This is a genomic window from Actinokineospora inagensis DSM 44258 (assembly GCF_000482865.1).
Classification (GTDB): domain Bacteria; phylum Actinomycetota; class Actinomycetes; order Mycobacteriales; family Pseudonocardiaceae; genus Actinokineospora; species Actinokineospora inagensis.
Genome location: NZ_AXWW01000027.1, coordinates 59,053 through 85,741, shown reverse-complemented (window position 1 = coordinate 85,741; position 26,689 = coordinate 59,053). Strand labels below are relative to the sequence as shown.

The window sequence follows — 26,689 nt, the reverse complement described above, 5'->3', positions numbered from 1 at the left end:
TCGGCTTGACCGGAGCGGGTGCGGTCAGGTGCCATCGGGGCATGCAGCGCTACCGCCGGATGCTCGGCCTACCCGGCGTGCGGACGCTGATGCTCCTGATGTTCTTCGCCCGCATCCCGGTGGCGGCCACCTCGATGGTGCTGACCCTGTACGTCGCCGTCGGGCTCGGCGGCAGCTACGGCGCCGCCGGTCTGGTCGGCGCGGCCGGGACCATCGGCGCCGCCGTCGGGGCGCCGGTGATGGGCGTGGCCATCGACCGGTACGGCCTGCGCCCGGCCCTGGTCGTCGCCACCCTGGGCGAGACGGCGTTCTGGCTGGGTGCCCGGTTCATGTCGTACCCGGTACTGCTCGTTCTGTCGTTCGTCGGCGGGCTGATCTCGCTGCCGACCATGTCGATCGCCCGGCAGGCCATCGCGGCGACCGTCCCGGACGAACTGCGCCGCACCGCGTTCTCGCTGGACTCGGTCTCGGTCGAGCTGACCTACATGGTCGGCCCCGCTGTCGCCGTGCTGCTGGCCACCCAGCTCTCGCCGCGGGCGGCCACCACCGGCCTCGGCCTGGCCGTGCTGGTCGTCGGCACCCTCATCGCGGTCGTCAACCCGCGCACCCGGGCCGATCACGAGGAACAGACCGCGGGTCCCCGGTTGCCGCGGTCGCAGTGGCTGACGCCCAGGTTCCTCGCGGTGCTCGCGGTCGGCGCGGGCGCGGTGTTCGTGCTGGCCGGGGTGGACGTGACCATGGTCGCGGCGCTGCGCGAGAACGGGCAGTTGAGCTGGACCGGGCTGCTGGTGGTGATCATCTGCGCCGCGTCGGCCCTCGGTGGGCTGGTACACGGCGCGGTCCACCGGTCGCTGCCGCAGGTCGTGCTGATGGGCGCGATGGGCGCGTTGACCATCCCGGTCGCGTTCCTCGTCGGCGACTGGTGGCTGCTGGCGCTCGCCCTGGTGCCGTGCAGCTTCCTCTGCGCGCCGACGGTCGCCGCGACCGGTGAGGAGGTCGCCAGGTTGGCCCCGCCGTCGATCCGCGGCGCCGCGTCCGGCCTGCAGAGTTCGGCGTTCACCCTGGGCTCGTCGATCGGCGCCCCGGTGATCGGGTTCGTCGTGGACCACTCGTCGCCCGCGTGGGGCTTCGCGGTCGCCGGGATGGGTGGGGTCGCCGTCGCCGTCGCCGCCTGGTTGGCGGCCGCGGGCAGGCGCGCGGACACCCCGGTCACCGTCTAGACCCGGCTCGGGGGCGGCCTAATCCGGACCGCCCCCGAGCCGTCAGACCGCTACCGGTTCGCCGTGAGGCTCTCGGCGATCTCGTAGGTGTTCAGCGCCGCGCCCTTGCGCAGGTTGTCCCCGCACACGAAGAAGTCCAGCGTGTTCGGGAAGTCCAGCGCCTGCCGCACCCGGCCGACGTAGGTCGGGTCGGCGCCCACCACGTCCGCCGGGGTGGGGAACCCGCCCTGCGCCGGGTCGTCCACCAGCACGATCGACGGCTGCGCGGCGAAGATCTCGTGCGCCTGGGCCACCGTCACCGGCTCGGCGAAGGTCGCGTGCACCGCCAACGAGTGCGTGGTCACCACCGGCACCCGGACGCAGGTCGCCGACACCTTCAGGTCCGGGATGCCGAGGATCTTGCGGGCCTCGTTGCGGACCTTGAGCTCCTCGCTGTTCCAGCCGTCCGGCTTGAGCGAACCGGCCCACGGCACCACGTTCAGCGCCAGCGGCGCCGGGAACGGGGAGTCCTCCTGGGACAGACCGGCCGCGGTCAGCGCCTCGCGCACGTCGCCCGCGCGGACCCCGACCTGCTTGCCCGCCACCGCCGCGTACTCGGCGTAGAGCCGGTCGATGCCGTCCTGGCCCGCGCCGGACGCCGCCTGGTACGAGGCCACGACCAGCTCGCGCAGGCCGAACGCGCGGTGCAGCGCGCCCAGCGACGCCATCATCGACAGCGTCGTGCAGTTCGGGTTCGAGATGATCCCGCGCGGCCGGTCGGCCGCCTTGTCCCGGTTGACCTCCGGCACCACCAGCGGCACGTCGGCGTCCATCCGGAACGCGCCGGAGTTGTCCACCGCCACCGCGCCGCGCTCGGCCGCGATCGGCGCCCACCGGGCGGAGACCTCGTCCGGCACGTCGAACATGGCCACGTCGACGCCGTCGAACACCTCCGGCGCCAGCGCGAGCACGGTCAGCTCCCGCCCGCGCACGGTGATCTTCTTCCCGGCCGACCGGGGCGAGGCGACCAACCGCACCTCGGCCCACGGCCAGTCCGCCCGGCCGTTCATGATGTCGATCATCACGGTACCCACCGCGCCGGTCGCACCGACCAGCGCGAGCACAGGTCCACCTGCCATGTCAGCGACCACTCCCCGCGTAGACGACGGCGGTCTCGTCACCGCCGAGTTCGAACGCCTCGTGGATCGCGCGTACCGCCTCGTCCAGTTGGGTGTCCCGGATGAGCACCGAGATGCGGATCTCCGAGGTGTTGATGATCTCGATGTTCACCCCGGCGCGGGCCAGCGCCTCGCAGAAGGTCGCCGTCACCCCGGGGTGCGAACGCATACCCGCGCCGACCAGGGACACCTTGCCCACGTGGTCGTCGTAGCGGACCTGGGTGAAGCCCAACTCCTCGCGGATCTTCTCCAGGGCGGCGACGGCGGCCGGGCCGTTGCTCTTGGAGAGCGTGAAGGTGATGTCGGTCTTGCCGGACACCGTGCTGGACACGTTCTGCAGCACCATGTCGATGTCGATCTCGGTGTCCGCGACGGTGCGGAAGATCCGCGCGGCAACACCCGCGGTGTCCGGCACGCCGACCACGGTCACCTTGGCCTCGGACCGGTCGTGCGCGACGCCGGTGATCATCGCCTGTTCCACGGTCAAGTCCTCCATTGACCCGGAGACCACCGTCCCCGGCTTGGTGCTGTACGACGAACGGACGTGGATGGGCACCCCGTAGCGACGCGCGTACTCGACGCAGCGCAGCATCAGGACCTTCGCCCCGCCCGCCGCCATCTCGAGCATCTCCTCGTAGGTGACCCGGTCCAGCTTCTTGGCGTCCGGCACGATCCGCGGGTCGGCGGTGTAGACGCCGTCCACGTCGGTGTAGATCTCGCACACGTCGGCGTTGAGCGCCGCGGCGAGCGCGACCGCGGTGGTGTCCGACCCGCCGCGGCCCAGCGTGGTGATGTCCTTGGTGTCCTGGCTGACGCCCTGGAACCCGGCCACCAGCACGATGTGGCCCTTGTCCAGTGCCTCGCGCACCCGGCTCGGGGTGACGTCGATGATCCGCGCCTTGCCGTGCCGGGACGTGGTGATCACGCCGGCCTGCGAGCCGGAGAACGAGCGCGCCTCGGCGCCCAGCGCGCTGATGGCCATCGCGACCAGCGAGTTGGAGATGCGCTCACCCGCGGTCAGCAGCATGTCCATCTCGCGCTCCGGCGGCACCGGGTTGACCTGTTTGGCGAGGTCGAGCAGCTCGTCGGTCGTGTCGCCCATGGCGGAGCAGACAACGACGACCTCGTTGCCCGCTTTCCGCGTGGCCACGATCCGCTCGGCGACGCGTTTGATCCGGTCGGCGGACTCGAGCGAGGATCCGCCGTACTTCTGGACGACGAGCGCCACTGCGTGCAACCTCCTCCTGCCGGATGCGCGTGCCACCGGGGTCGGTCCACGCCGCATGTCGCGCAGAGCCTACCTGCGCCATCATGCTGGTCCGGCCGCTCGTGTGGCACCCGCCACTGCGCTGTCGGCGGCGGTTACTGTTGGTTCACCGAGCGAGACGAGTCGGGGAGGATCGCGGTGTCCGCCACGGACATGACCAGTGCGGCCGTGGGCGCCGTGGCGGAGCGGGAGCCGGCGGTCGAGGCCGCGCGCCAACGGCGGTTCGGGCCGTGGCCGGTGCTGTGGGCGTTGGCGCCCGCGCTGGTGTACCTGGGGGTGCGCGAGGTCGGGCTGCTCGCGCTGAGCTGGATGGCCGGGCGCAACGGGACGTCGGCGACGGACGCCCTGCGGTCGTGGGACGGGCAGTGGTTCCTGTCGATCGCGGCCAACGGGTACGGCGGTGTGCCCGCCAACCTGGTCGACGCGTTCGGCAGGCGCAGCGCGGAGACGCCACTGGCGTTCTTCCCCGGGTACCCGACGCTGGTCGGCTGGGTGCACGACCTCGGGTTCCGGTTGATGCCCTCGGCGCTCGCGGTGACGATCGCGTTCGGCGTGCTCTGCGCGTACGGCCTCGCCCGGTTGGGGAAGTCGATCGGGGGCGGTTCGCGGGCGGCCGGGTTGCTCTTGGTCGCCCTGTTCGCCGGTGCGCCGATGGGGATCGTGCTGTCCATGGCCTACTCGGAGGCCGTGTTCTGCGCCCTTGCCGTGTGGGCGCTGGTGTTCGTGCTCGAACGCCGCTGGATCGAGGCGGGGCTGGCCTGCGCGTTCGCGGGCCTGGTCCGGCCGACGGCGGCGGCGCTGGTGCTGACCATCGGGCTCGCCGCGCTGGTCGCGATCATCAAGCGGCGGGACGGCTGGCGGCCCTGGGTCGGCGCGCTGCTCGCCCCACTCGGGCTGCTCGGCTACCTGGCCTGGGTCGGCGCGCGCACCGGATCTTGGGACGGCTGGTTCGCCCTGCAGGAGCGCGGGTGGGCATCGGGGTTCGACGGCGGCGCGGCCACGGTCAAGTTCAGTCTGGACGTGCTCGCCGACGCCCGGTCCGTGCTGGAGGTCGCCACGGTCGGGTTGATCGTGGTCGCCCTGGTGTTGTTCGGCGTCGCGGCCAAGCAGCGGATGGCGTGTCCGCTGCTCGTCTACACCGCCGGTGTGTTGGTGATGGACCTGTGCTCGAACGGCCTGATGAACTCCAAGGTCCGGCTGATGGTCCCGGCGTTCGCGCTGCTCATCCCGGTCGCGCTCGCGCTGGCGAAGCGGAAGCGGTCGACGGCCACGCTGACCGTCGCCGCCGTCGTGCTGACCGGCTCGTGGTTCGGTGCTTACGCCGTGACAGCGTGGGGCTATGCGATCTGACGGCCCGCCCGACGACCTGCACCCGCTGATCCGGGACCGCTGGAGCCCCCGCGCGCTCGACCCCGCAGGCGTGGTGACCGGGGCGGCGCTCCACCGGGTGCTGGAGGCCGCGCGCTGGGCGCCCTCGTACGGCAACACCCAGCCCGCCCGGTTCGTCGCCGGACTGCGGGGGAGCGGCACGTTCGACCGGATCCTCGCACTGCTGAACCGCGGCAACCAGGCATGGGCGTACGCCGCGGGAGCGCTGGTGATCGCGTGCGCGGAAACCGAGAACGAGAAGGGCGAAATCCCCTACGCCGAATACGGAGTGGGGTTGGCGGCGGAAAACCTTGTCCTGCAAGCGGTCGCGGAAGGTCTTGTCGCGCACCAGATGGCGGGGTTCGACGCGCCCGGCGCCACAGTGGAGTTCGACCTGCCCGCGTCGGTGCGGCCGCTGACCGCCATCGCGATCGGTGTGCTGGGACCGCCCGAGCTGCTGCCCGAGGACAAGCGGGGCCGGGAAACCGCGCCCCGGCACCGGAAACCGAGCACCGACACGGTGTTCACCGACCGGTGGGGGACACCGCTCAACCCAGCCGACGGATGAGCTTGCTGACCACAGTGGACACAACAAGCCAGCACACGACGGCGATCCCGAAGTTGATGAGCACACCCAATTTGACGTCGTCCAGGGTGAACAACGTCCGGAACCACAACGCCAACGGCTCGGCGAACTCACGCACCTGCGCGCTGATCACGTTGCCCCGGTCCGCGTTGGCCATCACCAACACGACGTGCACCACCAACAGCGCGGCGACGAGCAGCCCAACCCACCGGACCACGCCGGCCAAGACCCCGACGACCTTCTCGCGGGTGTGCGCGAGCGGCCGCCGGGTGTCCTGGTCGGACGCGTCGGTCAGCGGACCAGCCGGGCGATGAACCCGGCAACGACGAGCCAGAACACCGCTGCCAGGCCATAGTTGACCACGACAGCCAGCGTCGGGTTGGCGATGGGGAACAAACCGGGGAAGAACAGGGCGAGCGGCTCGGCCAGGGACCGGATGAACTGGTAGAGCGCGTTGGTGGCGTTCGCGCCGAGGACGATGAGCAGGATGTAGACAACCTCGATGATCGCGAAAAGCGCACCGATACCGGTGATGATCCGGGCAGCGGACCCGCGGGTGCTGGTGCCGTGCCATCTACGAGTAACCATGCCTGGAAAGTGCCCCTGACCAGGACAACCATAACTACTCCGAACGGCCCAACACCATCCCGTGTCGCCTGCACGCGACCGGCGCTGGTGGCCCGAGTTGTCCACAACCTCGTTGGTGGTCCCCAGCTTTGTTGGGCTTCTTGTTCCAGCTCGTCAGGTCGGTAGACTGGCTTCGGGGACGCCCCCCGGGAGGGTGGGGGCAGGGCTGCGCGGGGTGCGGGGTTGGCGGTGGGCGGTTTGTGTTGGTTGGGGTGGGGCTCTGGGTGGGGTAGGCGTGGTGGCTTGGTGGTGTCGCGGGCTGTGGTTGATGGGGCTTGGGTAATGGTGTGCATTCGGGAGTGGGTCTCGGTGTAGGTGAGGTCGGGGGGGGGCTCGATGTGCCGGGCGTTCGTGTGGCGGTCGGCGATTCGTAGAACAAGCCTGTACGTCAAACGGCGTGTTGGAGCCGCGCGGTCGGCATCCTGACCTGCGCTGTTGGCCTGAGTTATCCACAACCTCGTTGGTGGTCCCCAGCTTTGTCGGGCTTCTTGTTTCAGCTCGTCAGGTCGGTAGACTGGCTTCGGGGACGCCCCCCGGGAGGGTGGGGGCTGGGCTGTGCGGGGGTGGTGGGCTGGCGGTGGGGTGGTTGCGGTGGGGCCGGGGCGGGCGGAAAGGGTGGTGCCCACGATGTGGACGGCGGGTTCCACATGGGTGCCGGGTTGTGGTTAGGCTGACCACGTGGCGTGCTCGTTCCTCCTGCTTCTCCGCCGCGACGGGGTCTGACCAGACCGGCTCCCCGTCGCGGAGTTCGGTGTTGCCGCCGGTCGTCGTGTGATACCGAGACCGGAGAACACTGAGCGATGACCACCCCTGACGCCATATCGACCGGGCCGAGCAGGCTGCGTACCCCGACCCGACCCGCCCCGGCCGACCAGCCTGCGTGGAACCCGCAGCGCGGGAGCGCGCTGCCGGTGCACCGGTACCGTCCGTTCCACGAGCTGATCGCACCGATCGAGCTGGCCGACCGCACCTGGCCGGGTAAGCGGATCACGAAGGCGCCGCTGTGGTGCGCGGTCGACCTGCGTGACGGCAACCAGGCGCTGATCGACCCGATGTCACCGGCCCGCAAGCGGCGGATGTTCGAGCTGCTGGTGCGGATGGGCTACAAGGAGATCGAGGTCGGGTTCCCGGCCGCCAGCCAGACCGACTTCGACTTCGTCCGCGAGATCATCACCGAGGGCGCGGTACCCGGGGACGTGCGGATCCAGGTGCTCACCCAGGCCCGCCCCGAGCTGATCGAGCGCACCTACGAGGCGCTGGAGGGCGTGCACAGCGCGATCGTCCACCTGTACAACTCGACGTCGATCCTGCAGCGGCGGGTGGTGTTCCGGCAGGACCGCGCGGGCATCAAGAAGATCGCCACCGACGGCGCGGAGACCGTGCTGGCCTTCGCCGAGAAGTACGCCGACACCGACTTCCGGTTCGAGTACTCGCCCGAGTCCTACACCGGCACCGAACTGGAGTACGCCGTCGAGGTGTGCGCCGCGGTCGGCGAGATCTGGCAGCCGACCCCGGACCGGCCGATGGTGGTGAACCTGCCCGCGACCGTCGAGATGGCCACCCCGAACGTCTACGCCGACTCGATCGAGTGGATGCACCGCAACCTGCCCAACCGCGAGTCGCTGATCCTCAGCCTGCACCCGCACAACGACCGCGGCACCGGGGTCGCCGCCGCCGAGCTGGGCTACCTGGCGGGCGCCGACCGGATCGAGGGCTGCCTGTTCGGCAACGGCGAGCGCACCGGCAACGTCGACCTGGTCACCCTGGGCATGAACCTGTTCAGCCAGGGCATCGACCCGCAGGTCGACTTCTCCGACATCGACGAGATCCGCCGCACCGTCGAGTACTGCAACCAGCTCCCGGTCGCCGAGCGGCACCCGTGGGGCGGTGACCTGGTGTTCACCGCGTTCTCCGGCAGCCACCAGGACGCCATCAACAAGGGCCTGGACGCGCTCGCCGAGCAGGCGCAGGCCGCCGGGGTGCCGGTCGAGGAGCACCCGTGGGAGGTGCCGTACCTGCCCATCGACCCCAAGGACGTCGGCCGCTCCTACGAGGCCGTCATCCGGGTCAACTCCCAGTCCGGCAAGGGCGGGGTGGCCTACGTGATGAAGACCGAGCACCAGCTCAAGCTGCCGCGCAGGCTGCAGATCGAGTTCTCCCAGGTCGTGCAGGCGGTGACCGACAGCGAGGGCGGCGAGGTCACGCCGAAGGAGATGTGGGACGTCTTCGCCAACGAGTACCTGGACCGGGTCACGCCGCTGCGGCTGCGCAGGCACCGGCTGTCCGACGACGGCGCGGGCCGCGACGAGATCTCCGCGGTGGTCGAGGTCGAGGGGGACGAACACGAGGTCAACGGGGTCGGCAACGGTCCGATCGCCGCCTTCGTCGACGCGCTCGCCTCGGTCGGCTACGACGTCCGGGTCCTGGACTACTCCGAGCACGCCCTCACCTCCGGTGACGACGCCCGCGCCGCCGCCTACGTGGAGACGGCGGTCGGCGAGAAGGTCCTGTGGGGGGTGGCGGTGGACAGCTCGATCGTCACCGCGTCCCTGCGCGCCGTGGTCTCGGCGGTGAACCGGGCGCTGCGGTAGTCGGCGTCGGCCGGGCGCCCTCGGGTGCCCGGCTCAGCCGAGCTTCCTGAGCACGTCGTCCAGGACGCGCTGGACGTGCACGCCGCGGTGGACGTCGACCCGGTGCTCGGTCTGTCCAGAGTGGACCATGTCGGTGAACTCCCCGAGCAGCACGGCATACGCGTCCTGGGCTGGTGTCGCCCGGCCCTCGACCCCGAGGTACGCCAGGTCGTTCACCCCGTACACCGCGATGTCGGTGACGGTCGGGCGGGTCGGCAACGCCATGGACAGCGTCAGCGAACTTGTCTGGCCGCCCTCGTGCCGCAGCAGCACCTGCCAGACGTCCGGCTCGCCCCGGTGGGCGGCCAACACCTCGGTGACCGTGCCCAGCGCCGCGTCGAGCAGGTCCACCACGTGCGGACCGATGTCGGCCAGTGCACCACCGTCGTGCCGCCACCGCGACTTCGAGTACGCGCCGCCGAGCAACGCGCCCGAGAGCCACCGGGCCGAACCACCCGCCCAGCCGTCCCGCGCGTGCACGTCCGCCAGCCACCGGACTACCTCCGGCGCGAACCGGCGGATGAACACCACGACCGAGGCCACCCCGGCCTGCCGGATCGCGCCGGCCACCCGGTGCGCCTCGTCCCCGGTCGCCGCGACCGGCTTCTCCAGGATGACGTGCTTGCCCGCCTCGGCGGCCCGGATCGCCAACTCGGCCTGGATCGACGGCGGCACCGCGAACGCCACCGCGTCCACCCGCTCCAGGAGTTCGTCGAAGCTGCTTGCGACGGGAGCGCCGAACTCGGCCGCCGCCTCCGGCCGCCGTGCCCACACCGCGGTCAGCTCGGTCCCCGCGAACCCGGCCAACCCGGGCGCGTGCACGTTCGCCGCCCACGGTCCCGCCCCGACCAACCCGACCCGCACCACGTCTGCGCTCATGCGCCCATCCTGGGCCACCCCGGACCCCGGGCCCACCCCGGCCTAGGCCCTCGGTGGCAGCATCGGCATCAGGATGTACCGCAGTTCCACCTCCCCCGGTTCCACCGCCGTGACGACGGTCGCCCGCATGCCCGGCTGGATGGCCAGGTCGACCTCCTGCCCGGCGAACGGGCGCAGCGCGTCGGCCAGGTACCGCGCCTGGTACGACGGGCTGGTCCGCCCCACCGTCGTGGCCTTCACCGCCTCCTCGGCCTCACCGGCGTTCTGGTCGGTGGCCCGCAGCCGGACCTCCGCGTCGCCGACCTCGACCCGCACCACGCCGCGGGCGTCGCTGTAGAGCGCGACCCGCTTCGCGGCGGCGGCCAAGGCATCCGCGTCGACCCGCACCTGGGTGTCCACATCGGACAACGCGAGCTTGGTTTCGGACAGGTAGCTGCCGTCCAGCACGGCCGTGGTGACCGCCACCCCGGCCCAGCTCACGCCGAACCCGTTGGCATCCGCGTGCAGCCGAACCGGCCCGTCCACCTGACGGCCGACCTCCAGCAGCAACGCGGCCGGGACCATCACGTCCAACGGCTCGTCCTCCGCCCACGGCAGCGACGCGATCGCCATCCGGTAGCGGTCCGTGGCGCGCAACACCAGTCGACCGGACTCGGACCGGACGCGGACCCCGGTGAACACCGGTAAAGCCTCGTCCCGGGACGCGGTGGCGGCGACCGTCGCCAGGGCGGTGGCCAGCGCCGAGCCGGACACCGTGCCACCGACCCCGGACACCGAGCCCGCGCCCGGGTGCAGGGTGTGGTCGAGCAGCGGTAACGCGAACCGGGCGCCCGGCGCGCGGACGGCCAACCGGTTGCCCTCGACGACCAGCCGAACCTCGGGATCACCCAGTGCGCGCAAGGTGTCGGCCAGGGGGCGTGCGGGCACCAGCACGGTCCCCTCGGTGTGCACGAGCGCCGTCGCGCGCACCGTGGCGGTCCGCTCCCGGTCGCCGGCGGCCAGCGTGACCCCTGAGGCGTCGGCGGTCAGCAGCACCCCGCTGAGCACGGGATCGATGAGCCGCCCGGGTACCAGCCGCACCAGGTCGGCGGCGGCAGCGGCGAGCGGGCCGGTTGCTGCGGTCAGGTCCATGCGGCCAAGCTAGCCGTGGGGACCGACAATTCAGGCCGCCACGGACACCAGCCTGGTGGGCTCGTGCTCGACCGTGTGCCTGCGGGCGTACACCGCGAGGGCGAAGCACATCCCGATCGCCGTCGCCGCCAGGTACGACGACCAGATCCCGACGTGCTCCACCAGTTGGCCGCTGACCAGTTGTCCCAGCGCCAGCCCGAGGGTCACCGCGGTGATCACCCAGCCGAACGCCTCGGTCGCCGTGTTCGGCGGGGCGACCAGTTCGATGGCGGCGGAGTGCGTGGTCGCCTGCGGGGTGACCATGGTGCCGACCACCAGCAGCGCCAGCGCCAGCCAGACCAGGTTGGTCGGGATGGCCAGGATCGCCACCAGCACCGCGAACGCGCCGAGCAGCGCCGAGAGCCGCAGGTTGATCGCCCGCGGCCACGGGCGCAGGCCGTAGAGCACGCCGAACAGCACGGAACTGATCGACAGCAGCCCCATCAGCAGGCCGCCCGCCGGGGTGTTGCCCGCGGCCGTGGCGGCGGCGGGTACGGCGACCTCGACGAAGCCGATGACCACGCCGAAGCCCATCGCGGCCAGCGCGAGGGTGCGCATGCCGGGGGCGGCGAGCGGGCCGAGCAGGTGACCGCTGTGGCCACCCGGTTCGGGGCGGTGGTCGCGGATGACCGGGGTCAACGCGAACCACACGCCGCCGGTGACCATGGCGGCGGCGGCGATGGCCAGCCCGGTGCCCGGCCACGGGGCGGCGATGAGCAGCCCGGAGATCGCCGGGCCGAGGATGAAGAAGACCTCCATGCTGATCGCCTCGTAGGTCAGCGCGGCGTCGCGGACCGGGCCGACCGGGGTGACCCTGGTCCACAGCGCCCGGGACGCCGACGCGATCACCGGTTCGGTGGTGCCGACGCACACGCCGAGCACGACCAGCACCGGGGTGGGCGCGCCGGACTCGGTGGCCGCGAAGGTGCCCGCGACGAACACCGCGAACAGGGCGGTGGTGATCAGCAGCGGGTGCGCGGGCCCGATCCGGTCCATGATCCGGCCCTGCGCGACCGAGCCGATGGCCAGGCCGATCAGGGTGGCCGCCGAGACCATGCTCGCGGTGGCGTAGGACCCGGTGGTCTGCCGGAGGTAGAGCAGCATCGAGATGCCCACCATGGCGACCGGCAGCCTGCCCAGCAGGGAGGCGAGGGCGGGGCCGCGCGCGCCGGGCGTGCTGAGGGCGGCGCGGTAGTCGGCGAGACCGGCGGAGTGGGACATGCGTACCAGTATGCCGGTTTCCGGTACGGGCGTACCAGTATATTTCGGGTGCGTCCTGGTGGTTTCCGCCACCACGCCGAGGGGTACTAACCAGGTGGTAGGTCTCGGTTGAGTAACAGACTCCGGGATGTGCCGCGCCACCGGGCAACGAGACCCCGGTCCGGTGAGTCCTTGGCGGTGAAAGCCCGCAAGGGCTGGTGGTTCGCCACCCGAGTTCCCTCCGGCGACGGGTCGGGGCCCGGTTCGGAGGGCGGGGAAGCGGCAACCGTCGGGGGATGGTTGCCGCGACTGTGGTCGGGAGGTCGGCACGCCGCGTCGGGGGCGGCGTCCGATCTCCCGGCACAACTGGTGAAGGGCCGGTCCACGGGTTGGACCGGCCCTTCACCACGTCAAGATGGGACTACCTGGCGCGTCGCGCGAGCCGCTCCGGGTCGAGGATCAGCACGCTCTTGCCCTCCAGCCGCAGCCAGCCGCGGTGCGCGAAGTCGGCCAGCGCCTTGTTCACGGTCTCCCGGGAGGCGCCGACGTACTGGGCGATCTCCTCCTGGGTCAGGTCGTGGGTGACCCGCAGCAGCCCGGCCTCCTGGCTGCCGAACCGCTGGGCCAACTGCAGCAGCGCCTTGGCCACCCGGCCGGGCACGTCGGTGAAGATCAGGTCGGCCAGCATGCCGTTGGTCCGCCGCAACCGGCGGGCGATGACCCGCAGCAACTGCTCGGCGATCTCCGGGCGGGTCGCGATCCACTGCCGCAGCGCGGGCCGGTCCATGGTGACCGCGCGCACCTCGGTGACCGTGGTCGCGGTGGACGTCCGCGGGCCCGGGTCGAAGATCGACAGCTCGCCGAACATGTCGGACGGGCCGAAGATGCCCAGCAGGTTCTCCCGGCCGTCCGGGGACTTGCGGCCGAGCTTCACCTTCCCGGACTGGATGATGTACAGCCGGTCCCCGGGCTCGCCCTCGGCGAAGATCACGTGCCCTCGCGGGAACTCCACGGCCTCCAGCGTCTGCGCGAGCGCTTCGGCCGCGGCCGGCTCGACCCCTTGGAAGATGCCCGCACGGGCCAGGGTCTCATCCACCTCGGTCCTCCTGTTTCCACCCGACGTCAGCGCACGTCCGCGACGCCGATCACGACACACAGTGTAGGGCGTGCGCGGCCGGTCTCCCGCCCGCGCGTCACCACCGTGTCGGACGACCCCGGGACATGGGCCGGTGAACGCTGGTCGTTCGTGAACGCCTCCGCCCACGAACGCACCGGGTGCGCCGCACCCAGCCGCATGACCTTAGCGCCTAGGGCTGACCCCGGCGACCGCGCTTGGCGGCCCGCCCGCCCAACCTGCGCAACCGGAACAGCTCCAGGGCGCGGCCGATGCCGTGCCCGTAGAGCGCCCGCACCTCGTCCGGCCGGGCCGACTCGAGGAACTCCTCGACGTCGGTCTCCTGCACGGCGACGTGCCGCAGCCGGGCTTCGACGCGCTCCATGAACAGCGCGAAGAACATGATCACCAGGGGTACCGCGAACACGAACCAGACAGCCATGTGTCGTCGATCCTCGCTCCGTGGCCTAGTCGACGCCCGGCCCGCCTCGGTCCGGTCGTCGGTATCGGTCTGGTAGACGTCTGGGGCACAACTCGGGTTGTCCGACGGCCCGTACGCTAGCGAGGTGCCGCCGACCACCCGACACCAGCCCCAGCCAGCAGCCGGGGAAACCGGACGCGACCTCGGCCTGACCCGCCGGGTGCGGCGGATGACCAGGGCCCTGGCCGAGGGGTACCCGGACGCGCACTGCGAGCTGGACTTCACCACCCCGCTGGAGCTGTCGGTGGCGACGATCCTGTCCGCGCAGTGCACCGACGTGCGGGTGAACCTCACCACGCCCGCCCTGTTCGCCAAGTACCGCACGGCCGCCGACTACGCGGGCGCCGACCGGACCGAGCTGGAGGAGTTCATCCGGCCGACCGGGTTCTACCGGAACAAGGCGAACTCGCTGATCGGCCTCGGCGCGGCCCTGGTGGAGAAGCACGGTGGCGAGATCCCCGCGACGCTCGACGAGCTGGTGAAGCTGCCCGGCATCGGCCGCAAGACGGCGAACGTGATCCTGGGCAACGCTTTCGGGGTGCCCGGCATCACCGTCGACACGCATTTCGGCAGGCTCGTCCGGCGTTGGGAGTGGACGGCCGAAGAGGACCCGGTGAAGGTGGAGCACGCGGTCGGCGCCCTGGTCCCGCGCAAGGACTGGACGATGCTGTCGCACTGGGTGATCTTCCACGGGCGCCGGGTCTGCCACGCCCGTAAGCCCGCCTGCGGCGCCTGCCTGCTCTACCGCGACTGCCCGTCCTTCGGTGCCGGGCCGACCGACCCGGACCAAGCCGCCAAACTCGTCAAGGGCGAGGAGGGGCCGCACCTGATCGCGCTCGCCGAACGCACCCGTGAGGGCTACCGGCCGGGGAAGCCGACCGGGTGAACGCGGCAGTGAAGTGGATATTGGCCGCGGTGGTCTTGGTGGTCGCCGTGGTCGTCGCGGTGTGGCCGCGCGGGTCCGATCCGGCTCCGGCGGCACCGCCCGCACCCGATCTCGTGGCCCCACGCGCGGCCGCGGCTTTACGCACCTGCCCGACCGGGTCGGGGTCCGCCGCCCTGCGCGGCGCGCGCGCCGAGTGCCTTGCCGACGGTTCACAGGTCGACGCCGGCAACGTCTTCGGGGGTCGACCCGTCCTGGTGAACGTGTGGGCGACCTGGTGTTCCCCCTGTCGGGACGAACTGCCGGTGCTGGCCGAGTACGCGGCCAGCGCGGGCGCGGTCGAGGTGGTGGGGGTCGCGGTGCAGAGCCCGGACAGGGACTCGCTGGACCTGTTGGCCAAGCTCGGCGTGCACTTCCCGAACTTCCTGGACCGGAACGGGCAACTCCAGCGCGCTTTGCGGGTACCTGACGGGTTGCCCGCGTCGTACCTGGTCGCCGCCGACGGCACGGCGCGCATGATCACCAGCCCGCGGGTGTTCGAGTCGGTCGACGCCGTGCGCGCGACCGTCACGCAGTACGCCGGAGGGGGCCGATGAGCGCACACGGACCGCTGGTGGACCCGCGGGACCTGCCAGGGTGGTTGCGCCCGGTGGTCGCCGCGACCGCAGACCTGGACCTGTCGCTGTGGCGCCGGTTCGCCGCGCCCGGACCGGGTTCGCGCGACGCCGCGGTGCTGATGCTGCTCGGGGAGACCGCCGACCACGGCCCCGACCTGCTGTTCCAGTTGCGCGCCGACACCGGCGGCAACCACTCCGGCCAGGTCGCCTTCCCCGGCGGCGGAACCGAGCCGAACGACGACGACGCGGTCGCGACCGCGCTGCGCGAGGCCGAGGAGGAGACCGGCCTCGACCCGGCCGGGGTGCTGCCGGTCGCGCTGCTGCCGCAACTGCACGTGCCGGTGTCCGGGTTCAACGTGACGCCCGTCCTCGCGTACTGGGTCCGGCCGAGCCCGGTCCGTGCGGTCGACCCCGCCGAGACGCAGGCCGTGGCCCGGATTCCGATCGCGCACCTGGCCGACCCGGCGAACCGGTTCCGGGTCCGGCACACGGGCGGCTACGTCGGTCCCGCGTTCGCCGCGCCGGGCATGCTGGTCTGGGGGTTCACGGCGGGCCTGCTCACCATGCTGCTGTCCGTCGGCGGCTGGGAACGGCCGTGGGACACCGCGGACGTGCGCGACCTGGACGCCGCGTGGCGCGCGGTCGGTCTGGGGGTCGGCCGGTGAACTGGGTCGACGTGCTGGTGGTCGCGCTCGCCGTGCTGGCCGCGGTGTCCGGGGCGCGGCAGGGTGTGGTGACCGCGCTGCCCGCGTTCATCGGGGTGCTGATCGGCGCGGTCGCCGGGATCAAGGTGGCCCCGCTCGTGGTCGAGCACATCGACTCGACACCGACCAGAGTGGCGTTCGCGGTCGCGGTGTTCGTGCTGCTGGTGGCCCTGGGCGAGACGTTCGGGGTGTGGATCGGGCGGACCATCCGGCAGAAGATCTCGTCGCCGAAGCTGGCCGGGGTGGACAGCGCGCTCGGCGCGATCGTGCAGGGCGCGGTCGTGTTCGTGGTGGCCTGGCTGATCGCGTTGCCGCTGACCACGGTCGGCGGGCTGCCCAGCCTCGCCTCGGCGATCAACAACTCGGCCGTGCTCGGCGGCGTCAACGACGTGATGCCGCAGGCCGCGCGGGGTCTGCCCAACGAGCTGCGGCAACTGCTGGACGTCTCCGGGTTCCCGTCGGCGGTCGACCCGTTCAACCGCACGCCGAACAAGGAGGTCGACCCGCCGGACCCGGCGCTGCAGGCCAGCGCGGTGGTGCAGCGGGTGCGGCCGAGCGTGTTGAAGATCAACGCCAAGGCGCCGTCCTGTGAACGGGCGCTGGAGGGCAGCGGCTTCGTGGTCGCCCCGCAGCGGGTGATGACCAACGCGCACGTGGTGGCCGGGACCGACGAGGTGAGCGTCGAGTCCGGCGATCGGAGCCTGCGGGCCAGCGTCGTGCTCTACGACCCCGAGGTCGACATCGCGGTCTTGGACGTGCCCGCGCTGCGGATGGACCCGCTGCCGTTCGCCCCGGGTGACGCCGCCAGCGGCCAGGACGGCATCGTGCTCGGCTACCCGCTGGACGGTCCGTACACGTCGGCGCCCGCCCGCGTCCGGGACCGCATCCCGCTGCGCGGACCGGACATCTACGACGCCAACACCGTCAACCGGGACGTCTTCACGCTCCGCGCGAAGGTGCTCAGCGGCAACTCCGGCGGCCCGTTGATCAACCCGTCTGGCGAGGTGATCGGCGTGGTCTTCGGCGCCGCGGTCGACAACTCCGAGACCGGTTTCGCGTTGACGGCGGCCCAGGTGCGCGACGCGGTCGGTCGGGCACCGTCACTGACCGAGCCCGTTGGCACCGGCCGCTGTTCCAGCTAGCCCTTGATGAACGCCGTAAGCAGGGAGTTCGCGGCTGCGGGGGACTCTTCGTGCGGGAAGTGCCCCACACGGGGGAGTTCGTGCACCTCGGTGGGGCCGTCGAGCCATGGGGTGGACGCGGTGCGGGTGCGGGAAAGCACGCAGGGGTCGTCTTCCCCATAGAGTTGCAGGACCGGGACCTCGATCCGGCGGCCGAGGGCCTCGGTGAACCGGCGGCCCTCACTGCGCGCCTGCGAGCGGAACCCCCACCGGTAGTACTCCAGTGAGCTGTGCGCGACACCGGGAACGAGCATCGCGTCCCTGTAGCGCCGTGCGGCTTCGGGGAGTTCGGACCAGTACTGGCCCGACCAAGACCGGAGCCTGGTCTCGACGAGCGCGGCACCGTCACGGGTGAGGCGGCGTTCCGGCCACATCGGCAACTGGGCCGTGAAGAGGTGCCCGAGTGCGCGCGCCTGGTTTCGTGGTTTCCTGCGCAACGCTGTGCGCCGAATCTGTCCTCTTAAGGCGAGGGGGTGAGGTGCGCCCACAGTCGCCACGGACTGCACTACGCGCGGGTGCAACGCGGCGACCGTCCACGCGAGTAGGCCGCCCCAGTCGTGACCGACAAGGTGTGCCTTCGGCTCTCCGAGCGACTTGACGAGACCGGCGATGTCACCGGCCAGTGTCCACGCGTCGTAACCGCGCGGGGGTTTGTCCGAGTCGCCGTAGCCGCGCAGGTCGACCGCGACCGCCCGGAAACCCGCGTCGCCCAACGCGGTCAACTGGTGCCGCCACGACCACCAGAACCCGGCGAACCCGTGCAGCAGCAGCACGAGCGGCCCCTCGCCGGTCTCCACCGCGTGCAGGCGGATGCCGTTGGCGTGGACGTCACGGTGCGCCCACGGGCCATCGATGCGGACACTCGACGGGTCCGGTCGGGCGGCCACCTGCTCGCCTAGGGCTGGGTCTCGTTGCGGTGGGTCAGCGCGGACGCGGTCTCCTTGACGGAGTCGATCGTGCGGCGCGGCGCGCGGATCTTCTTCACCTTGCGGTAGCCGAGGAACGCGAACAGCACCGCGATCAGCAGCATGACCCCGAACACGATGAGGTAGGCGAAGCCCCGCGACACGATGCGGGAGTCGGCGATGAGCTCGGCGCCCGCGATGAAGAAGAAGACGGTGGCGTAGAGCACGACGGTCAGGGCGACGATGAAGAAGACGCTGCCCATCAGCCCGCGCTTGACCTCCTTGGTGACCTCGGCCTTGGCCAACTCGACCTCGGCCCGCACCAGGGTCGACAGGTGGGCCGTGGCGTCCTTGACCAAGTGTCCGATGGACTGCTCGGCCGCCGGGACGGCGCGGTCGTCAGCCAGGGGGATCGAGGGGACTTGGGGCAGCCCCGAACCGTCTGCGTTTCCGTGCGCGCTGGTCACCTGCGTCATCGTGCCATGCTCGGTCGTCGGGAGCCGGGCGGGCGGTGGTGTTCGCGTTCCGCTCGCGCGCCCGGCCGCGGCCGATCAGCAGCAGCGCCGCCAGCAGCGCGGCGATCATCGAGGCCAGCAGGACCGCGGCCTTGGCCAGGTCGGCGTCGGACTGGTCCAGCGACAACTCGGCGATCAGCAGGCTGACCGTGAAGCCGACCCCGCCGAGCATGGCGACCGCGGCGAGGTCCCGCCTGCCGAGATCGGCCGGGAGTGTCGCGAGCCGCAGTCGGACGGCCAGCAGCGCGGCCCCGGTGATGCCCACGAACTTGCCCACGACAAGACCGGCTACCACCGCGAGTGCCAACCGGTCCCCGATGAGCCTGTGCAGGGTCTCCGCGCCGATCGGCACGCCGGCAGCGAACAGAGCGAACACGGGCACCGCCACCGCCGCCGACCACGGCTGCAGCCGGTGTTCAAGGCGGAGTGCGGGCGCCTCTCGCTCGTACGGGTCCTTCTGGACCCTGGTCAACAAAGCCAGGGCGACGCCGGCGATCGTCGCGTGCACGCCGGACGCGTGCACCGCGACCCACACCGAGACCACCAGCGGCACATAGATCCACGATGACGTGACCCGGCGGCGCTGCAGGTACCAATAGAGCGCCAGCAAGACCGCCGCGGCGGCAGCGGCAACCAAGTTGAAGTTGCCGGTGAACAACACCGCGATAAGAAGGATGGCGCCGAGGTCGTCCACCACGGCCAGGCTGAGCAAGAAAACCCTGGCGCTGCCGGGCATACCCGACCCGGTTAGCGCCAGCACCCCCAACGCGAAAGCGATGTCCGTGGCAACCGGCACCGCCCACACCTCACCCGCGCGCGAATCACCCCACGCGACCGACAACGCGACCACCGCCGGGACGACCATCCCACCCAGGGCCGCGATGACCGGTAGAACCGCCGCTTTGACGTTGGACAGCTCACCCAGCACCAACTCGCGCTTGAGCTCCAGACCGGCGACGAAGAAGAAGAGAGCCAGCAGACCGTCCTTGGCCCACTCGTCCACGGTCAGGTCCAAGTGCAGGAACTGCGGCCCGATGACCGTGTCGCGCACGGCTGTGTACACACCGGACGCCGGGGAGTTCGCCAGCAGCAACGCGAGCGCGGCGGCGCCGAGCAGGACCACTCCGCCGACGGTTTCGGTCCGCAGGTAGCGGGCGAACTCGGCGAAGGCCTTCGCGGCGGGACGGCGGCGGTGCGACAAGGGCGGCTCCTAGGACATGGCTGATCACGTTGCCGACCAGACTTCCCGGCGCACCTGTACCCAGCCTAACCCGGCACGCGCTAACCCACAGTCACGCCGAACAACACCCCCACGAAGTAGGTGACCACCATCGCCAACACCCCCACGACGACATTGCGCAGGACAGCTCGCCTCGCGCGCGCACCACCCAACCGCGCGCTGATGAAACCGGTCAGCACAAGACCCACCACAACAGCCACGATGCAGGTCCACACCCGCGCGTCCACCGGTGGCAACGCGATCGCGACGAGCGGGATGAGCGCGCCGCCCGCGAACGACAGGAACGACGCCCACGCAGCCTGCCACGGGCTGGTCAGGTTGTCCGGATCGATCTGCAGCTCGGCCTCGGCGTGCGCGAGCAGAGCGTCCTTCGCGGTCAGCTCCCGGGCGACCTGGGCGGCCAGCTCGGGGGACAGGCCCTTGCCCTGGTAGATCTCGGCGAGCTCGCGCTCCTCCGCCTCGGGCATCTCACGCAGCTCGCGTTCCTCCAGCCGCAGCGCCGCGAGCTCGGTGTCCCGCTGGGTGCTGACCGACACGTACTCGCCGCCCGCCATCGACAGCGCGCCCGCCACCAGCCCGGCCACCCCGGCGGCCAGGATCGCGGTCCGCTCCGCGGTCGCCCCGGCCACGCCGACCACCAGCCCGGCGGTCGAGATGATGCCGTCGTTCGCGCCGAGCACGCCCGCGCGCAGCCAGTTCAGCTTGCCTGCGAGTCCGCCGTGGTGGGCTTCGCCAGCGTGTTCAGTGGCAGTGCTGTGTTCAGTGGCAGTGCTGTGTTCGGTGACGGTCCCGTGCTCAGGGGCGGTGTCGCGTTCGGTGCTCACCCGGGCATTCTCCGCTGAACCCGCCCGGTTGAACCAGGGATGTCGGTGTCATGCAGCAAGATGTGTCCCGTGAGCGAGACCACCCGGCCCATGTCCACCCTGCGCGCCCTTGCCCTGCAGTTCCGCACGCCGCGGCGCGGTCGGGGCTTCTGGTACAGCGTGGCCATCGACGTCATCTGGCCGCTGATGGCCCTGGTCACCAGGCTGCGGTTCCGCGGCGCGGACAAGCTGCCCAAAACCGGCGGGGTGGTGCTGGTGTCGAACCACCTGTCCTTCGCCGACCCGGTCACCCTCACCGCGTACACGCTGGCGGCCGGGCGGATCCCGCGATACCTGGCGAAAGCGAGCCTGTGGCGCATCCCACTGGTCGGGCGGGTCCTCAACGGGGGCCATCACATCGCCGTGGAGCGCAACACCGCCCAAGCCCGACACGCCTACCTCGGTGCGGTTAAAGCGATCGAGAGCGGCGAGTGCGTGATCTTCTTCCCTGAGGCGGGTTTCTCCGACGACGAGGACTTCTGGCCGTCACGGCGAGTCAAGAGCGGTGTGGCGCGCGTAGCGCTGGAGACAGGCGCGCCCGTTGTTCCTGTCGTCAACTGGGGCACGCACCGCTTGTTACCCACTACGGCCAAGTTCCCGAGGTTGTTCCCGCGCAAGACCGTCGACATCATCGCGGGCGACCCGGTGGACCTGTCCGATCTCGTTGGCACCGAACGGGAAACGATCGACGCGGCCACCAAGCGCATCATGCAGGCGGTCACCGACCTGCTCGCCACCCTGCGCGCCGAAACGCCCCCCACCCGGTAGGTGGAGGGCGTTTCGGGGGAGTTGGTCAGTCCTCTGTGGTGCTGGTCTTCAGGCCGCTGGAGATGAGGTCCATCACCGTCGAGTCGGCCAGCGTCGTGGTGTCGCCGATCGCCCGGTTCTCCGCCACGTCGCGCAGCAGCCGCCGCATGATCTTGCCGCTGCGGGTCTTCGGCAGCTCGTTGACCACCAGGATCTGCCGCGGCTTGGCGATCGGGCCGATCTCGGTGGCCACGTGGTCGCGCAGCGTCTTCACGGTGCCCTCGTCCGCCCGCGCCGAGCCGCGCAGGATGACGAACGCCACGATGCCCTGGCCGGTGGTCGGGTCGGCCGCGCCGACCACGGCCGCCTCGGCCACCGTCGGGTGCGACACGAGCGCCGACTCGACCTCGGTGGTGGAGATGCGGTGCCCGGACACGTTCATCACGTCGTCGACCCGGCCCAGCAGCCAGATGTCGCCGTCGTTGTCGTACTTGGCGCCGTCACCGGCGAAGTAGTAGCCGAGGTCGGCGAACCGGGACCAGTACGTGTCGCGGTAGCGCTCCTCGTCGCCCCACACGCCGCGCAGCATCGACGGCCACGGCTGGTCGAGCACCAGGTACCCGCCGCCGCCGTGCTGGACCTCCACACCCTGGTCGTCGACGACCTTGGCGGAGATACCCGGCAGCGGCCGCTGCGCCGAGCCCGGCTTCGTGTGCGTCACCCCGGGCAGCGGGCTGATCATGATGGCGCCGGTCTCGGTCTGCCACCAGGTGTCCACGATCGGGGTGCGGTTGGCGCCGACGTGCTCGCGGTACCAGATCCACGCCTCGGGGTTGATCGGCTCGCCGACGCTGCCGAGCACGCGCAGGCTGGACAGGTCGTAGCGGGCGGGGATCTCGTTGCCCCACTTCATGAACGTGCGGATCAGCGTCGGCGCCGTGTAGTAGATGGACACCTTGTGCTGCTGGATGATCTCCCAGTGCCGACCCTCGTGCGGGGTGTTCGGCGTGCCCTCGTAGACCACCTGCGTCACCGCGTTCGACAGCGGCCCGTAGACGATGTACGAGTGCCCGGTGATCCAGCCGATGTCGGCGGTGCACCAGTACACGTCGGACTCCGGCTTGAGGTCGAAGACCGCGTGGTGGGTGTAAGAGGTCTGGGTGAGGTAACCGCCCGAGGTGTGCAGGATTCCCTTGGGGTTACCGGTGGTCCCGCTCGTGTAGAGGATGAACAGCGGGTGCTCGGAGTCGAACGCCTCGGGGGTGTGCGTCTCGGCCTGGCGGTCGACCACGTCGTGCCACCACAGGTCGCGGCCCTCGGTCCAGCCGACCTCGCCGCCGGTGCGGCGCACCACCAGCACGTGCTCGATGGACGGGGTGTGCGCGGTGGCCTCGTCGGTGTTGTCCTTCATCGGCGCCGGTGCGCCGCGCCGGTACTGGCCGTCCGAGGTGATCAGCAGCTTGGCCTCGGCGTCCTCGATCCGCGAGCGCAGCGCGGTCGAGGAGAACCCGCCGAACACGACGCTGTGCACCAGGCCGAGCCGGGCGCAGGCGAGCATCGAGAAGATCGCCTCGGGCAGCATCGGCATCTGGATGGCGACCCGGTCACCGGCCTCGAGGCCCAGTTCGGTCAGCGCGTTCGCGGTCTTGGACACCTCGCGCAGCAGGTCGCGGTAGGTGATGTCGCGGGTGTCACCGGGCTCACCCACCCAGTGGATGGCGACCCGGTCGCCCAGCCCCGCCTCGACGTGACGGTCGACACAGTTCACCGCGACGTTGAGCTTGCCGCCGACGAACCACTTCGCGAACGGCGCGTCGTCCCAGTCCAACACACGTGACCAGCGGGTCTCCCAGGTGAGCCGGTCCGCTTGCTCGGCCCAGAACGCCGCACGGTCGGCGCTGCCCCGCTCGTAGGCCGCCGCCCGCACGTTCGCCGCCGCGGTGAACTCCTCGGACGGGGCGAACGAACGGCTCTCCGTCGACAAGTTGTCCAGCGTTGGGCTCTGACCGGACTGCTCGGTCATGGACCTGACCTCCTCGGTGAATCTCCGGCTTCTCGGCGGGCGCGGCCGGGTGTCGAGTGGAATCTAGTGGTCCGCGCGTCCGCCCGACAGTCCGACACCGCATAGGTATAGACCAGTAGGGCACAGTCCGGAGTTCGTCCGATCGGGGGGCATCTGCTCCGTTCGGCTGTCCTCCACCGAATCGGCGGAAAGTAGCCTGGTGGAGACGTACCGTGGTCGACGTCGACACCGAACCCGGCGGTTGGCCTGCCAGGTCGGGGCCGATGGCGGGTGGGGAAGTGGGGGCGGGTGGTGGGAGGAACCAGGCAGTGGGGGGCACATCGCCGGGGCAGGCGCGCTGTTCAGGCGGTTCCCGGTGGTCTGCGGCCGGACCGCGGGGCGCAGGGTTCGCCCCGCCCGGTCGGCGTCGCCGCGCACCCCGGTCGACTCGGTCGACTCGGTTGGTTCAGTCGGCTCGAACGGACCCGCACCGGCCCGCCCGACACCGGTTTCACCTGCCGTCGCACCCGCTCGTGTGGTGGAGAACATAGGCTGCGCGCAGGGGTTCCCGCGGGCGGCCGGGGGCGTCGGTCGGCGAAGGTGGTGGTGGCGTGACCCGGGATCAGTACTCGCGGTTGCGCATCGTGGCCTCCTCGACGGTGCGGACAACTGGCTCGACGACTGGGGTTGGGGCCACTCGGCTCAGTACTCGCGGTTCCGCACGGCGCTACCTCCCTATCGGGTCCGGCTGGACCGAACGTCACCCGCCCGCCGCGGGTCACGTCCAGTGTCTCGTCTGTCGCAAAGGGGGACAATGCCCAGTCTGACAAGTCCCCGGGGCTCACGCTCGGCCGGTCTGCCCCTACCCCGCCGGATAAGGGGATTCGACCTCCTCGCCCACACGACCCCCGGTGGGTTCCTGTGGATCGTGGCGGCCGAGGTCACGATCTTCGCATGGGCGGTCGCCGGAGTGGTGACGGCGGGCTTGCCGGACGCGTTGTCACTCCGGCTGTTCGCGCTGCTCACCGCGTTCGCGATACTGCACATGGAGGCAACGCGACCGGCGGAAGAACGACGCAGGGCCGCGCATCTGTCGGGGGAGCACATCGACCACACGGGCGTGTGGACGTGCGCGGGCGCCCTAGTACTACCGGCGCCGCTCGTCGTGGCCCTCGTTCTGGTTATCCGGCTGCGGCGGTACTTCATCGCCCGGAAACCACCCGGCCGCTACCTGTTCACCACGGCGGCCATCACCTCGTCCGCCCTCGCCGCCCAGGCGTTGGCCACCGCGACCCCGGTGCACGACTGGGTGCGCGGCGCCCCGGTGGAGCCGAACCAGGTCCTCAGCGCGACTTTCGCGGTCGCCGCGGCGTTCACGGTGTACTACGCGGCGCAGACGGTGGTCATCGGTGTCGCCCGCGGACTGCGCGGCGACTGGTCGTGGGTGTCGATCCTCGGTAACCGCAAGGAGAACGCGGATCTCGCCATCACCCTGTGCCTGGGTCTCATCGCGGCCTGGGCGGCGGGTGTTGCGTACGGACTGTTGCTGGCCGCCCTGTCCGTCGTGGTCGTCGGGTACACCCGGCACACCCAGCGCATCGAGCAGTTGGAGCTGGAACGGGACCGCCTTGAGGTGGACGCCCTGCACGACCCGCTGACCGGCCTGGCCAACCAGCGCAGCTTCAACCCGGCCGCGGCGCTCGCCCTGGTCGCCGACCAGGCCCGCCGCCGCCCCACCGCCGTGATGATGTTCGACCTGGATCGGTTCAAACAGGTCAACTCCCGCCTGGGCCACCTGGGCGCCAACGAGGTCCTCAAGGCCCTCGCCGCGGTGCTGCGCACCAGCGTCCGCCGCGACGACCTGGTCTGCCGCTGGGGCGGCGAGGAGTTCTCCGTCCTCCTCCCCAGCACCTCCCGCGCCGACGCCTGGGTGATAGCCGAACGCATCCGCACCGCCGTCGCCGCGATGAACGTGGAACTCACCAAGGCCGCGGGCGGCCGCACCGAGCTGGTCGGCAACTTCACCATCTCCGGCGGCATCGCGCTGTCCCCCGAACACGGCACCGACCTCGTCACCCTGCAGGACTTCGCCGACCAGGCCCTCGCCGAGGCCAAGGACAGCGGCCGCAACCAGGTCCGGGTCACCCCGTCCGTTCCGCTCCCCGGCCCGCGCACCCACCCCGGGTCCCAACTGGCCGGTGACCCACCGGTCGGCTACCCCGGCTGACCGTCCACCCCGTGTGCCAACTCGTCGGTACAGTCCCCTCGTGACCGACCCGCTGGCCCCCCTCCTCGACCTCCCCGGCGTCGCCGAGGCCGTCACCACCGCCCGCGACTCGGTCGCCGAGGTCCACCGCCACCCCACCAACCGCCGCGGCTGGCCCACCACCGCCGCCGAAGCCTCAGTCCGCGCCGCCCGCGCCTCCGCGGTGCTGGACGGCGGCCGAGCCGAAATCCCCACGGAAGGCACGGTCACCGACCCGGTCCTGGCAGGCTCCCTGCGCGTCGCCGAAGCCCTCGGCCCCCTCCTCCCCACCTGGGAACGCGCCCCCCGACAAGCCCTCGCCCGCCTCCACGTCCTCGCCGCCGCCGACCTCACCGACCAGTCGCAACTGGGCCGCCCCCGCCCCGACCCCGACATCACCAGCCGCCTCGACCTCCTCGCGAACCTGGTCGCGGGCGGAACCAAGGCCCCCGGCCCCATCCTCGCCGCCATCGTCCACGCCGAACTCCTGGCGCTGTCCCCCTTCCCCACCGCCAACGGCGTCATCGCCCGCGCCGCCGCCCGCCTCACCCTCATCAGCACCGGCCTTGACCCCAAGGGCCTGACCGTCCCCGAAGTCGCCTACCTCCGCCAAGCCCCCCGCTACCGCACCACCACCGCCGCCTTCGCCACCGGCGACCCAACCGCCATAGCGGACTGGATCACCTTCTCCTGCCACGCCATCACCCAAGGCGCCCAAGAAGCCACCACCATCGCCACCGCCGCCATCCCCCCACAGCCCTAACACCACTGTCCACACACGACACCCCACCCGCGCCCGCGCAAGAACCACACCCCCACCGCGCGCCTCGAAACCCAAGCCCCATCAACCAAGCGACACCCCCACCCTGCGCGCCTCAAACCCCCCAAGCCATCGACGAAGCTCCACCCCACCCCGCGCGTCTCAAAACCCCACCCACATCGACAAAGGCCGCCAACCCACCCCGCGCGTCTCAAAACCCCACCCCACATCGACGAGGCACCACGACCAACCAGCACCGCGCACCTCAAAACCCACCCTCCATCAACAAAGGCCGCCAACCCGCCCCACGCGCCTCGAAACCCGCCGA

Annotated in this window: 24 protein-coding genes and 1 pseudogene; 11 read left to right on the top strand and 14 right to left on the bottom strand. The window is 71.2% G+C overall.

The window, feature by feature from the left end; all coding sequences use genetic code 11:
- Positions 1 to 41 precede the first annotated feature (41 nt).
- On the top strand, positions 42 to 1,220 hold the full coding sequence (locus tag H504_RS0111740; protein ID WP_026422917.1) for an MFS transporter: 1,179 nt from the start codon (positions 42 to 44) through the stop codon (positions 1,218 to 1,220).
- Positions 1,221 to 1,270: 50 nt separating this feature from the next.
- Here the strand turns inward: H504_RS0111740 and H504_RS0111735 are convergent, their stop codons facing one another.
- Complete coding sequence (locus H504_RS0111735; RefSeq protein ID WP_026422916.1) at positions 1,271 to 2,338, bottom strand: aspartate-semialdehyde dehydrogenase; 1,068 nt, start codon at positions 2,336 to 2,338, stop codon at positions 1,271 to 1,273.
- A gap of 1 nt (position 2,339) precedes the next feature.
- A complete protein-coding gene (locus H504_RS0111730) occupies positions 2,340 to 3,605 on the bottom strand; it encodes an aspartate kinase (RefSeq protein WP_026422915.1) in 1,266 nt (421 codons plus the stop codon).
- A gap of 177 nt (positions 3,606 to 3,782) precedes the next feature.
- On the opposite strand from H504_RS0111730, the gene H504_RS0111725 reads away from it, so the two are divergent.
- Positions 3,783 to 4,994 carry a membrane protein gene (locus H504_RS0111725; RefSeq protein WP_026422914.1) on the top strand — a complete coding sequence of 404 codons (1,212 nt, stop codon included), beginning with the start codon at positions 3,783 to 3,785 and terminating at the stop codon, positions 4,992 to 4,994.
- The gene (locus H504_RS0111720; protein ID WP_035304063.1) at positions 4,984 to 5,580 is read left to right on the top strand and encodes a nitroreductase family protein; all 597 of its coding nucleotides are present in this window, start codon (positions 4,984 to 4,986) and stop codon (positions 5,578 to 5,580) included. Before H504_RS0111725 ends, H504_RS0111720 begins: the two co-directional genes overlap by 11 nt.
- Here the strand turns inward: H504_RS0111720 and H504_RS0111715 are convergent.
- Positions 5,561 to 5,824: a hypothetical protein gene (locus H504_RS0111715; RefSeq protein ID WP_157440356.1), complete on the bottom strand. Its 264-nt coding sequence runs from the start codon at positions 5,822 to 5,824 to the stop codon at positions 5,561 to 5,563. The genes H504_RS0111720 and H504_RS0111715 overlap by 20 nt on opposite strands.
- 65 nt (positions 5,825 to 5,889) lie before the next feature.
- Entirely contained in the window at positions 5,890 to 6,186 is a 297-nt protein-coding gene (locus H504_RS0111710) for a hypothetical protein (RefSeq protein ID WP_051385749.1), read from the bottom strand.
- A gap of 839 nt (positions 6,187 to 7,025) precedes the next feature.
- Between H504_RS0111710 and leuA the strand changes: the two genes are divergently transcribed.
- Complete coding sequence (leuA, locus tag H504_RS0111705) at positions 7,026 to 8,816, top strand: 2-isopropylmalate synthase (RefSeq protein WP_026422911.1); 1,791 nt, start codon at positions 7,026 to 7,028, stop codon at positions 8,814 to 8,816.
- 33 nt (positions 8,817 to 8,849) lie between these two features.
- Here leuA and H504_RS0111700 read toward each other — a convergent pair whose 3' ends face one another.
- The 5 genes from H504_RS0111700 to H504_RS0111680 all read right to left on the bottom strand — a co-directional run bounded on the left by H504_RS0111700 (position 8,850) and on the right by H504_RS0111680 (position 13,660).
- Positions 8,850 to 9,734: a Gfo/Idh/MocA family protein gene (locus H504_RS0111700; protein WP_026422910.1), complete on the bottom strand. Its 885-nt coding sequence runs from the start codon at positions 9,732 to 9,734 to the stop codon at positions 8,850 to 8,852.
- A 42-nt stretch (positions 9,735 to 9,776) separates the two neighbouring features.
- Positions 9,777 to 10,865 (bottom strand): DNA polymerase III subunit beta, encoded by a 1,089-nt coding sequence (dnaN, locus tag H504_RS0111695; RefSeq protein ID WP_026422909.1) that lies wholly within the window; start codon positions 10,863 to 10,865, stop codon positions 9,777 to 9,779.
- Positions 10,866 to 10,895: 30 nt separating this feature from the next.
- Entirely contained in the window at positions 10,896 to 12,125 is a 1,230-nt protein-coding gene (locus H504_RS34620; RefSeq protein ID WP_035304061.1) for an MFS transporter, read from the bottom strand.
- 400 nt (positions 12,126 to 12,525) lie between these two features.
- A complete protein-coding gene (locus H504_RS0111685; RefSeq protein ID WP_018683904.1) occupies positions 12,526 to 13,200 on the bottom strand; it encodes a Crp/Fnr family transcriptional regulator in 675 nt (224 codons plus the stop codon).
- A gap of 211 nt (positions 13,201 to 13,411) precedes the next feature.
- Entirely contained in the window at positions 13,412 to 13,660 is a 249-nt protein-coding gene (locus tag H504_RS0111680; protein ID WP_026422908.1) for a hypothetical protein, read from the bottom strand.
- A 208-nt stretch (positions 13,661 to 13,868) separates the two neighbouring features.
- Between H504_RS0111680 and nth the strand changes: the two genes are divergently transcribed.
- From nth to H504_RS0111660, 4 genes are read left to right on the top strand one after another with little or no spacing between them, the layout of a single operon-like run.
- Positions 13,869 to 14,585: an endonuclease III gene (nth, locus tag H504_RS0111675; protein WP_035304058.1), complete on the top strand. Its 717-nt coding sequence runs from the start codon at positions 13,869 to 13,871 to the stop codon at positions 14,583 to 14,585.
- Positions 14,582 to 15,178: a TlpA disulfide reductase family protein gene (locus tag H504_RS0111670; RefSeq protein WP_026422906.1), complete on the top strand. Its 597-nt coding sequence runs from the start codon at positions 14,582 to 14,584 to the stop codon at positions 15,176 to 15,178. The genes nth and H504_RS0111670 overlap by 4 nt, the downstream gene beginning before the upstream one ends.
- Positions 15,175 to 15,864, top strand: coding sequence for an NUDIX hydrolase (locus tag H504_RS0111665; RefSeq protein ID WP_026422905.1), 690 nt, complete (start codon positions 15,175 to 15,177; stop codon positions 15,862 to 15,864). The genes H504_RS0111670 and H504_RS0111665 overlap by 4 nt, the downstream gene beginning before the upstream one ends.
- Positions 15,861 to 17,045 carry a MarP family serine protease gene (locus H504_RS0111660; RefSeq protein ID WP_026422904.1) on the top strand — a complete coding sequence of 395 codons (1,185 nt, stop codon included), beginning with the start codon at positions 15,861 to 15,863 and terminating at the stop codon, positions 17,043 to 17,045. The genes H504_RS0111665 and H504_RS0111660 overlap by 4 nt, the downstream gene beginning before the upstream one ends.
- Here the strand turns inward: H504_RS0111660 and H504_RS0111655 are convergent.
- The 4 genes and pseudogenes from H504_RS0111655 to H504_RS34610 form a co-directional block, all read right to left on the bottom strand.
- Positions 17,042 to 17,971 carry an alpha/beta fold hydrolase gene (locus H504_RS0111655; RefSeq protein ID WP_026422903.1) on the bottom strand — a complete coding sequence of 310 codons (930 nt, stop codon included), beginning with the start codon at positions 17,969 to 17,971 and terminating at the stop codon, positions 17,042 to 17,044. The two genes, H504_RS0111660 and H504_RS0111655, sit on opposite strands and share 4 nt — an antisense overlap.
- Positions 17,972 to 17,979: 8 nt before the next feature.
- Positions 17,980 to 18,465, bottom strand: coding sequence for a phage holin family protein (locus tag H504_RS0111650; protein WP_026422902.1), 486 nt, complete (start codon positions 18,463 to 18,465; stop codon positions 17,980 to 17,982).
- 31 nt (positions 18,466 to 18,496) lie between these two features.
- Positions 18,497 to 19,705 (bottom strand): annotated as a pseudogene (gene nhaA, locus H504_RS34615) (Na+/H+ antiporter NhaA); the annotation flags it as partial.
- A gap of 80 nt (positions 19,706 to 19,785) precedes the next feature.
- Complete coding sequence (locus H504_RS34610; protein WP_245614205.1) at positions 19,786 to 20,445, bottom strand: VIT1/CCC1 transporter family protein; 660 nt, start codon at positions 20,443 to 20,445, stop codon at positions 19,786 to 19,788.
- 192 nt (positions 20,446 to 20,637) lie between these two features.
- Between H504_RS34610 and H504_RS0111635 the strand changes: the two genes are divergently transcribed.
- Entirely contained in the window at positions 20,638 to 21,375 is a 738-nt protein-coding gene (locus H504_RS0111635; protein ID WP_425394053.1) for a lysophospholipid acyltransferase family protein, read from the top strand.
- Positions 21,376 to 21,400: 25 nt separating this feature from the next.
- Here the strand turns inward: H504_RS0111635 and acs are convergent, their stop codons facing one another.
- Entirely contained in the window at positions 21,401 to 23,377 is a 1,977-nt protein-coding gene (gene acs, locus H504_RS0111630) for an acetate--CoA ligase (RefSeq protein ID WP_026422900.1), read from the bottom strand.
- Positions 23,378 to 24,170: 793 nt separating this feature from the next.
- Here acs and H504_RS34605 point away from each other — a divergent pair.
- Together H504_RS34605 and H504_RS0111620 are read left to right on the top strand one after the other, a co-directional pair.
- The gene (locus tag H504_RS34605; RefSeq protein ID WP_084467576.1) at positions 24,171 to 25,583 is read left to right on the top strand and encodes a GGDEF domain-containing protein; all 1,413 of its coding nucleotides are present in this window, start codon (positions 24,171 to 24,173) and stop codon (positions 25,581 to 25,583) included.
- Between the two features lie 40 nt (positions 25,584 to 25,623).
- The gene (locus H504_RS0111620) at positions 25,624 to 26,364 is read left to right on the top strand and encodes a Fic family protein (protein WP_026422899.1); all 741 of its coding nucleotides are present in this window, start codon (positions 25,624 to 25,626) and stop codon (positions 26,362 to 26,364) included.
- The last annotated feature ends 325 nt before the right edge of the window (positions 26,365 to 26,689 follow it).

Coding starts and splice junctions, on each gene's coding strand:
- H504_RS0111740 (WP_026422917.1), top strand. CDS start 42: ATGCAGCGCTACCGCCGGATGCTCGGCCTACCCGGCGTGCGGACGCTG.
- H504_RS0111735 (WP_026422916.1), bottom strand. CDS start 2,338: ATGGCAGGTGGACCTGTGCTCGCGCTGGTCGGTGCGACCGGCGCGGTG.
- H504_RS0111720 (WP_035304063.1), top strand. CDS start 4,984: ATGCGATCTGACGGCCCGCCCGACGACCTGCACCCGCTGATCCGGGAC.
- H504_RS0111710 (WP_051385749.1), bottom strand. CDS start 6,186: ATGGTTACTCGTAGATGGCACGGCACCAGCACCCGCGGGTCCGCTGCC.
- leuA (WP_026422911.1), top strand. CDS start 7,026: ATGACCACCCCTGACGCCATATCGACCGGGCCGAGCAGGCTGCGTACC.
- H504_RS0111700 (WP_026422910.1), bottom strand. CDS start 9,734: ATGAGCGCAGACGTGGTGCGGGTCGGGTTGGTCGGGGCGGGACCGTGG.
- dnaN (WP_026422909.1), bottom strand. CDS start 10,865: ATGGACCTGACCGCAGCAACCGGCCCGCTCGCCGCTGCCGCCGCCGAC.
- H504_RS34620 (WP_035304061.1), bottom strand. CDS start 12,125: ATGTCCCACTCCGCCGGTCTCGCCGACTACCGCGCCGCCCTCAGCACG.
- H504_RS0111680 (WP_026422908.1), bottom strand. CDS start 13,660: ATGGCTGTCTGGTTCGTGTTCGCGGTACCCCTGGTGATCATGTTCTTC.
- nth (WP_035304058.1), top strand. CDS start 13,869: ATGACCAGGGCCCTGGCCGAGGGGTACCCGGACGCGCACTGCGAGCTG.
- H504_RS0111665 (WP_026422905.1), top strand. CDS start 15,175: ATGAGCGCACACGGACCGCTGGTGGACCCGCGGGACCTGCCAGGGTGG.
- H504_RS0111650 (WP_026422902.1), bottom strand. CDS start 18,465: ATGACGCAGGTGACCAGCGCGCACGGAAACGCAGACGGTTCGGGGCTG.
- acs (WP_026422900.1), bottom strand. CDS start 23,377: ATGACCGAGCAGTCCGGTCAGAGCCCAACGCTGGACAACTTGTCGACG.
- H504_RS34605 (WP_084467576.1), top strand. CDS start 24,171: ATGCCCAGTCTGACAAGTCCCCGGGGCTCACGCTCGGCCGGTCTGCCC.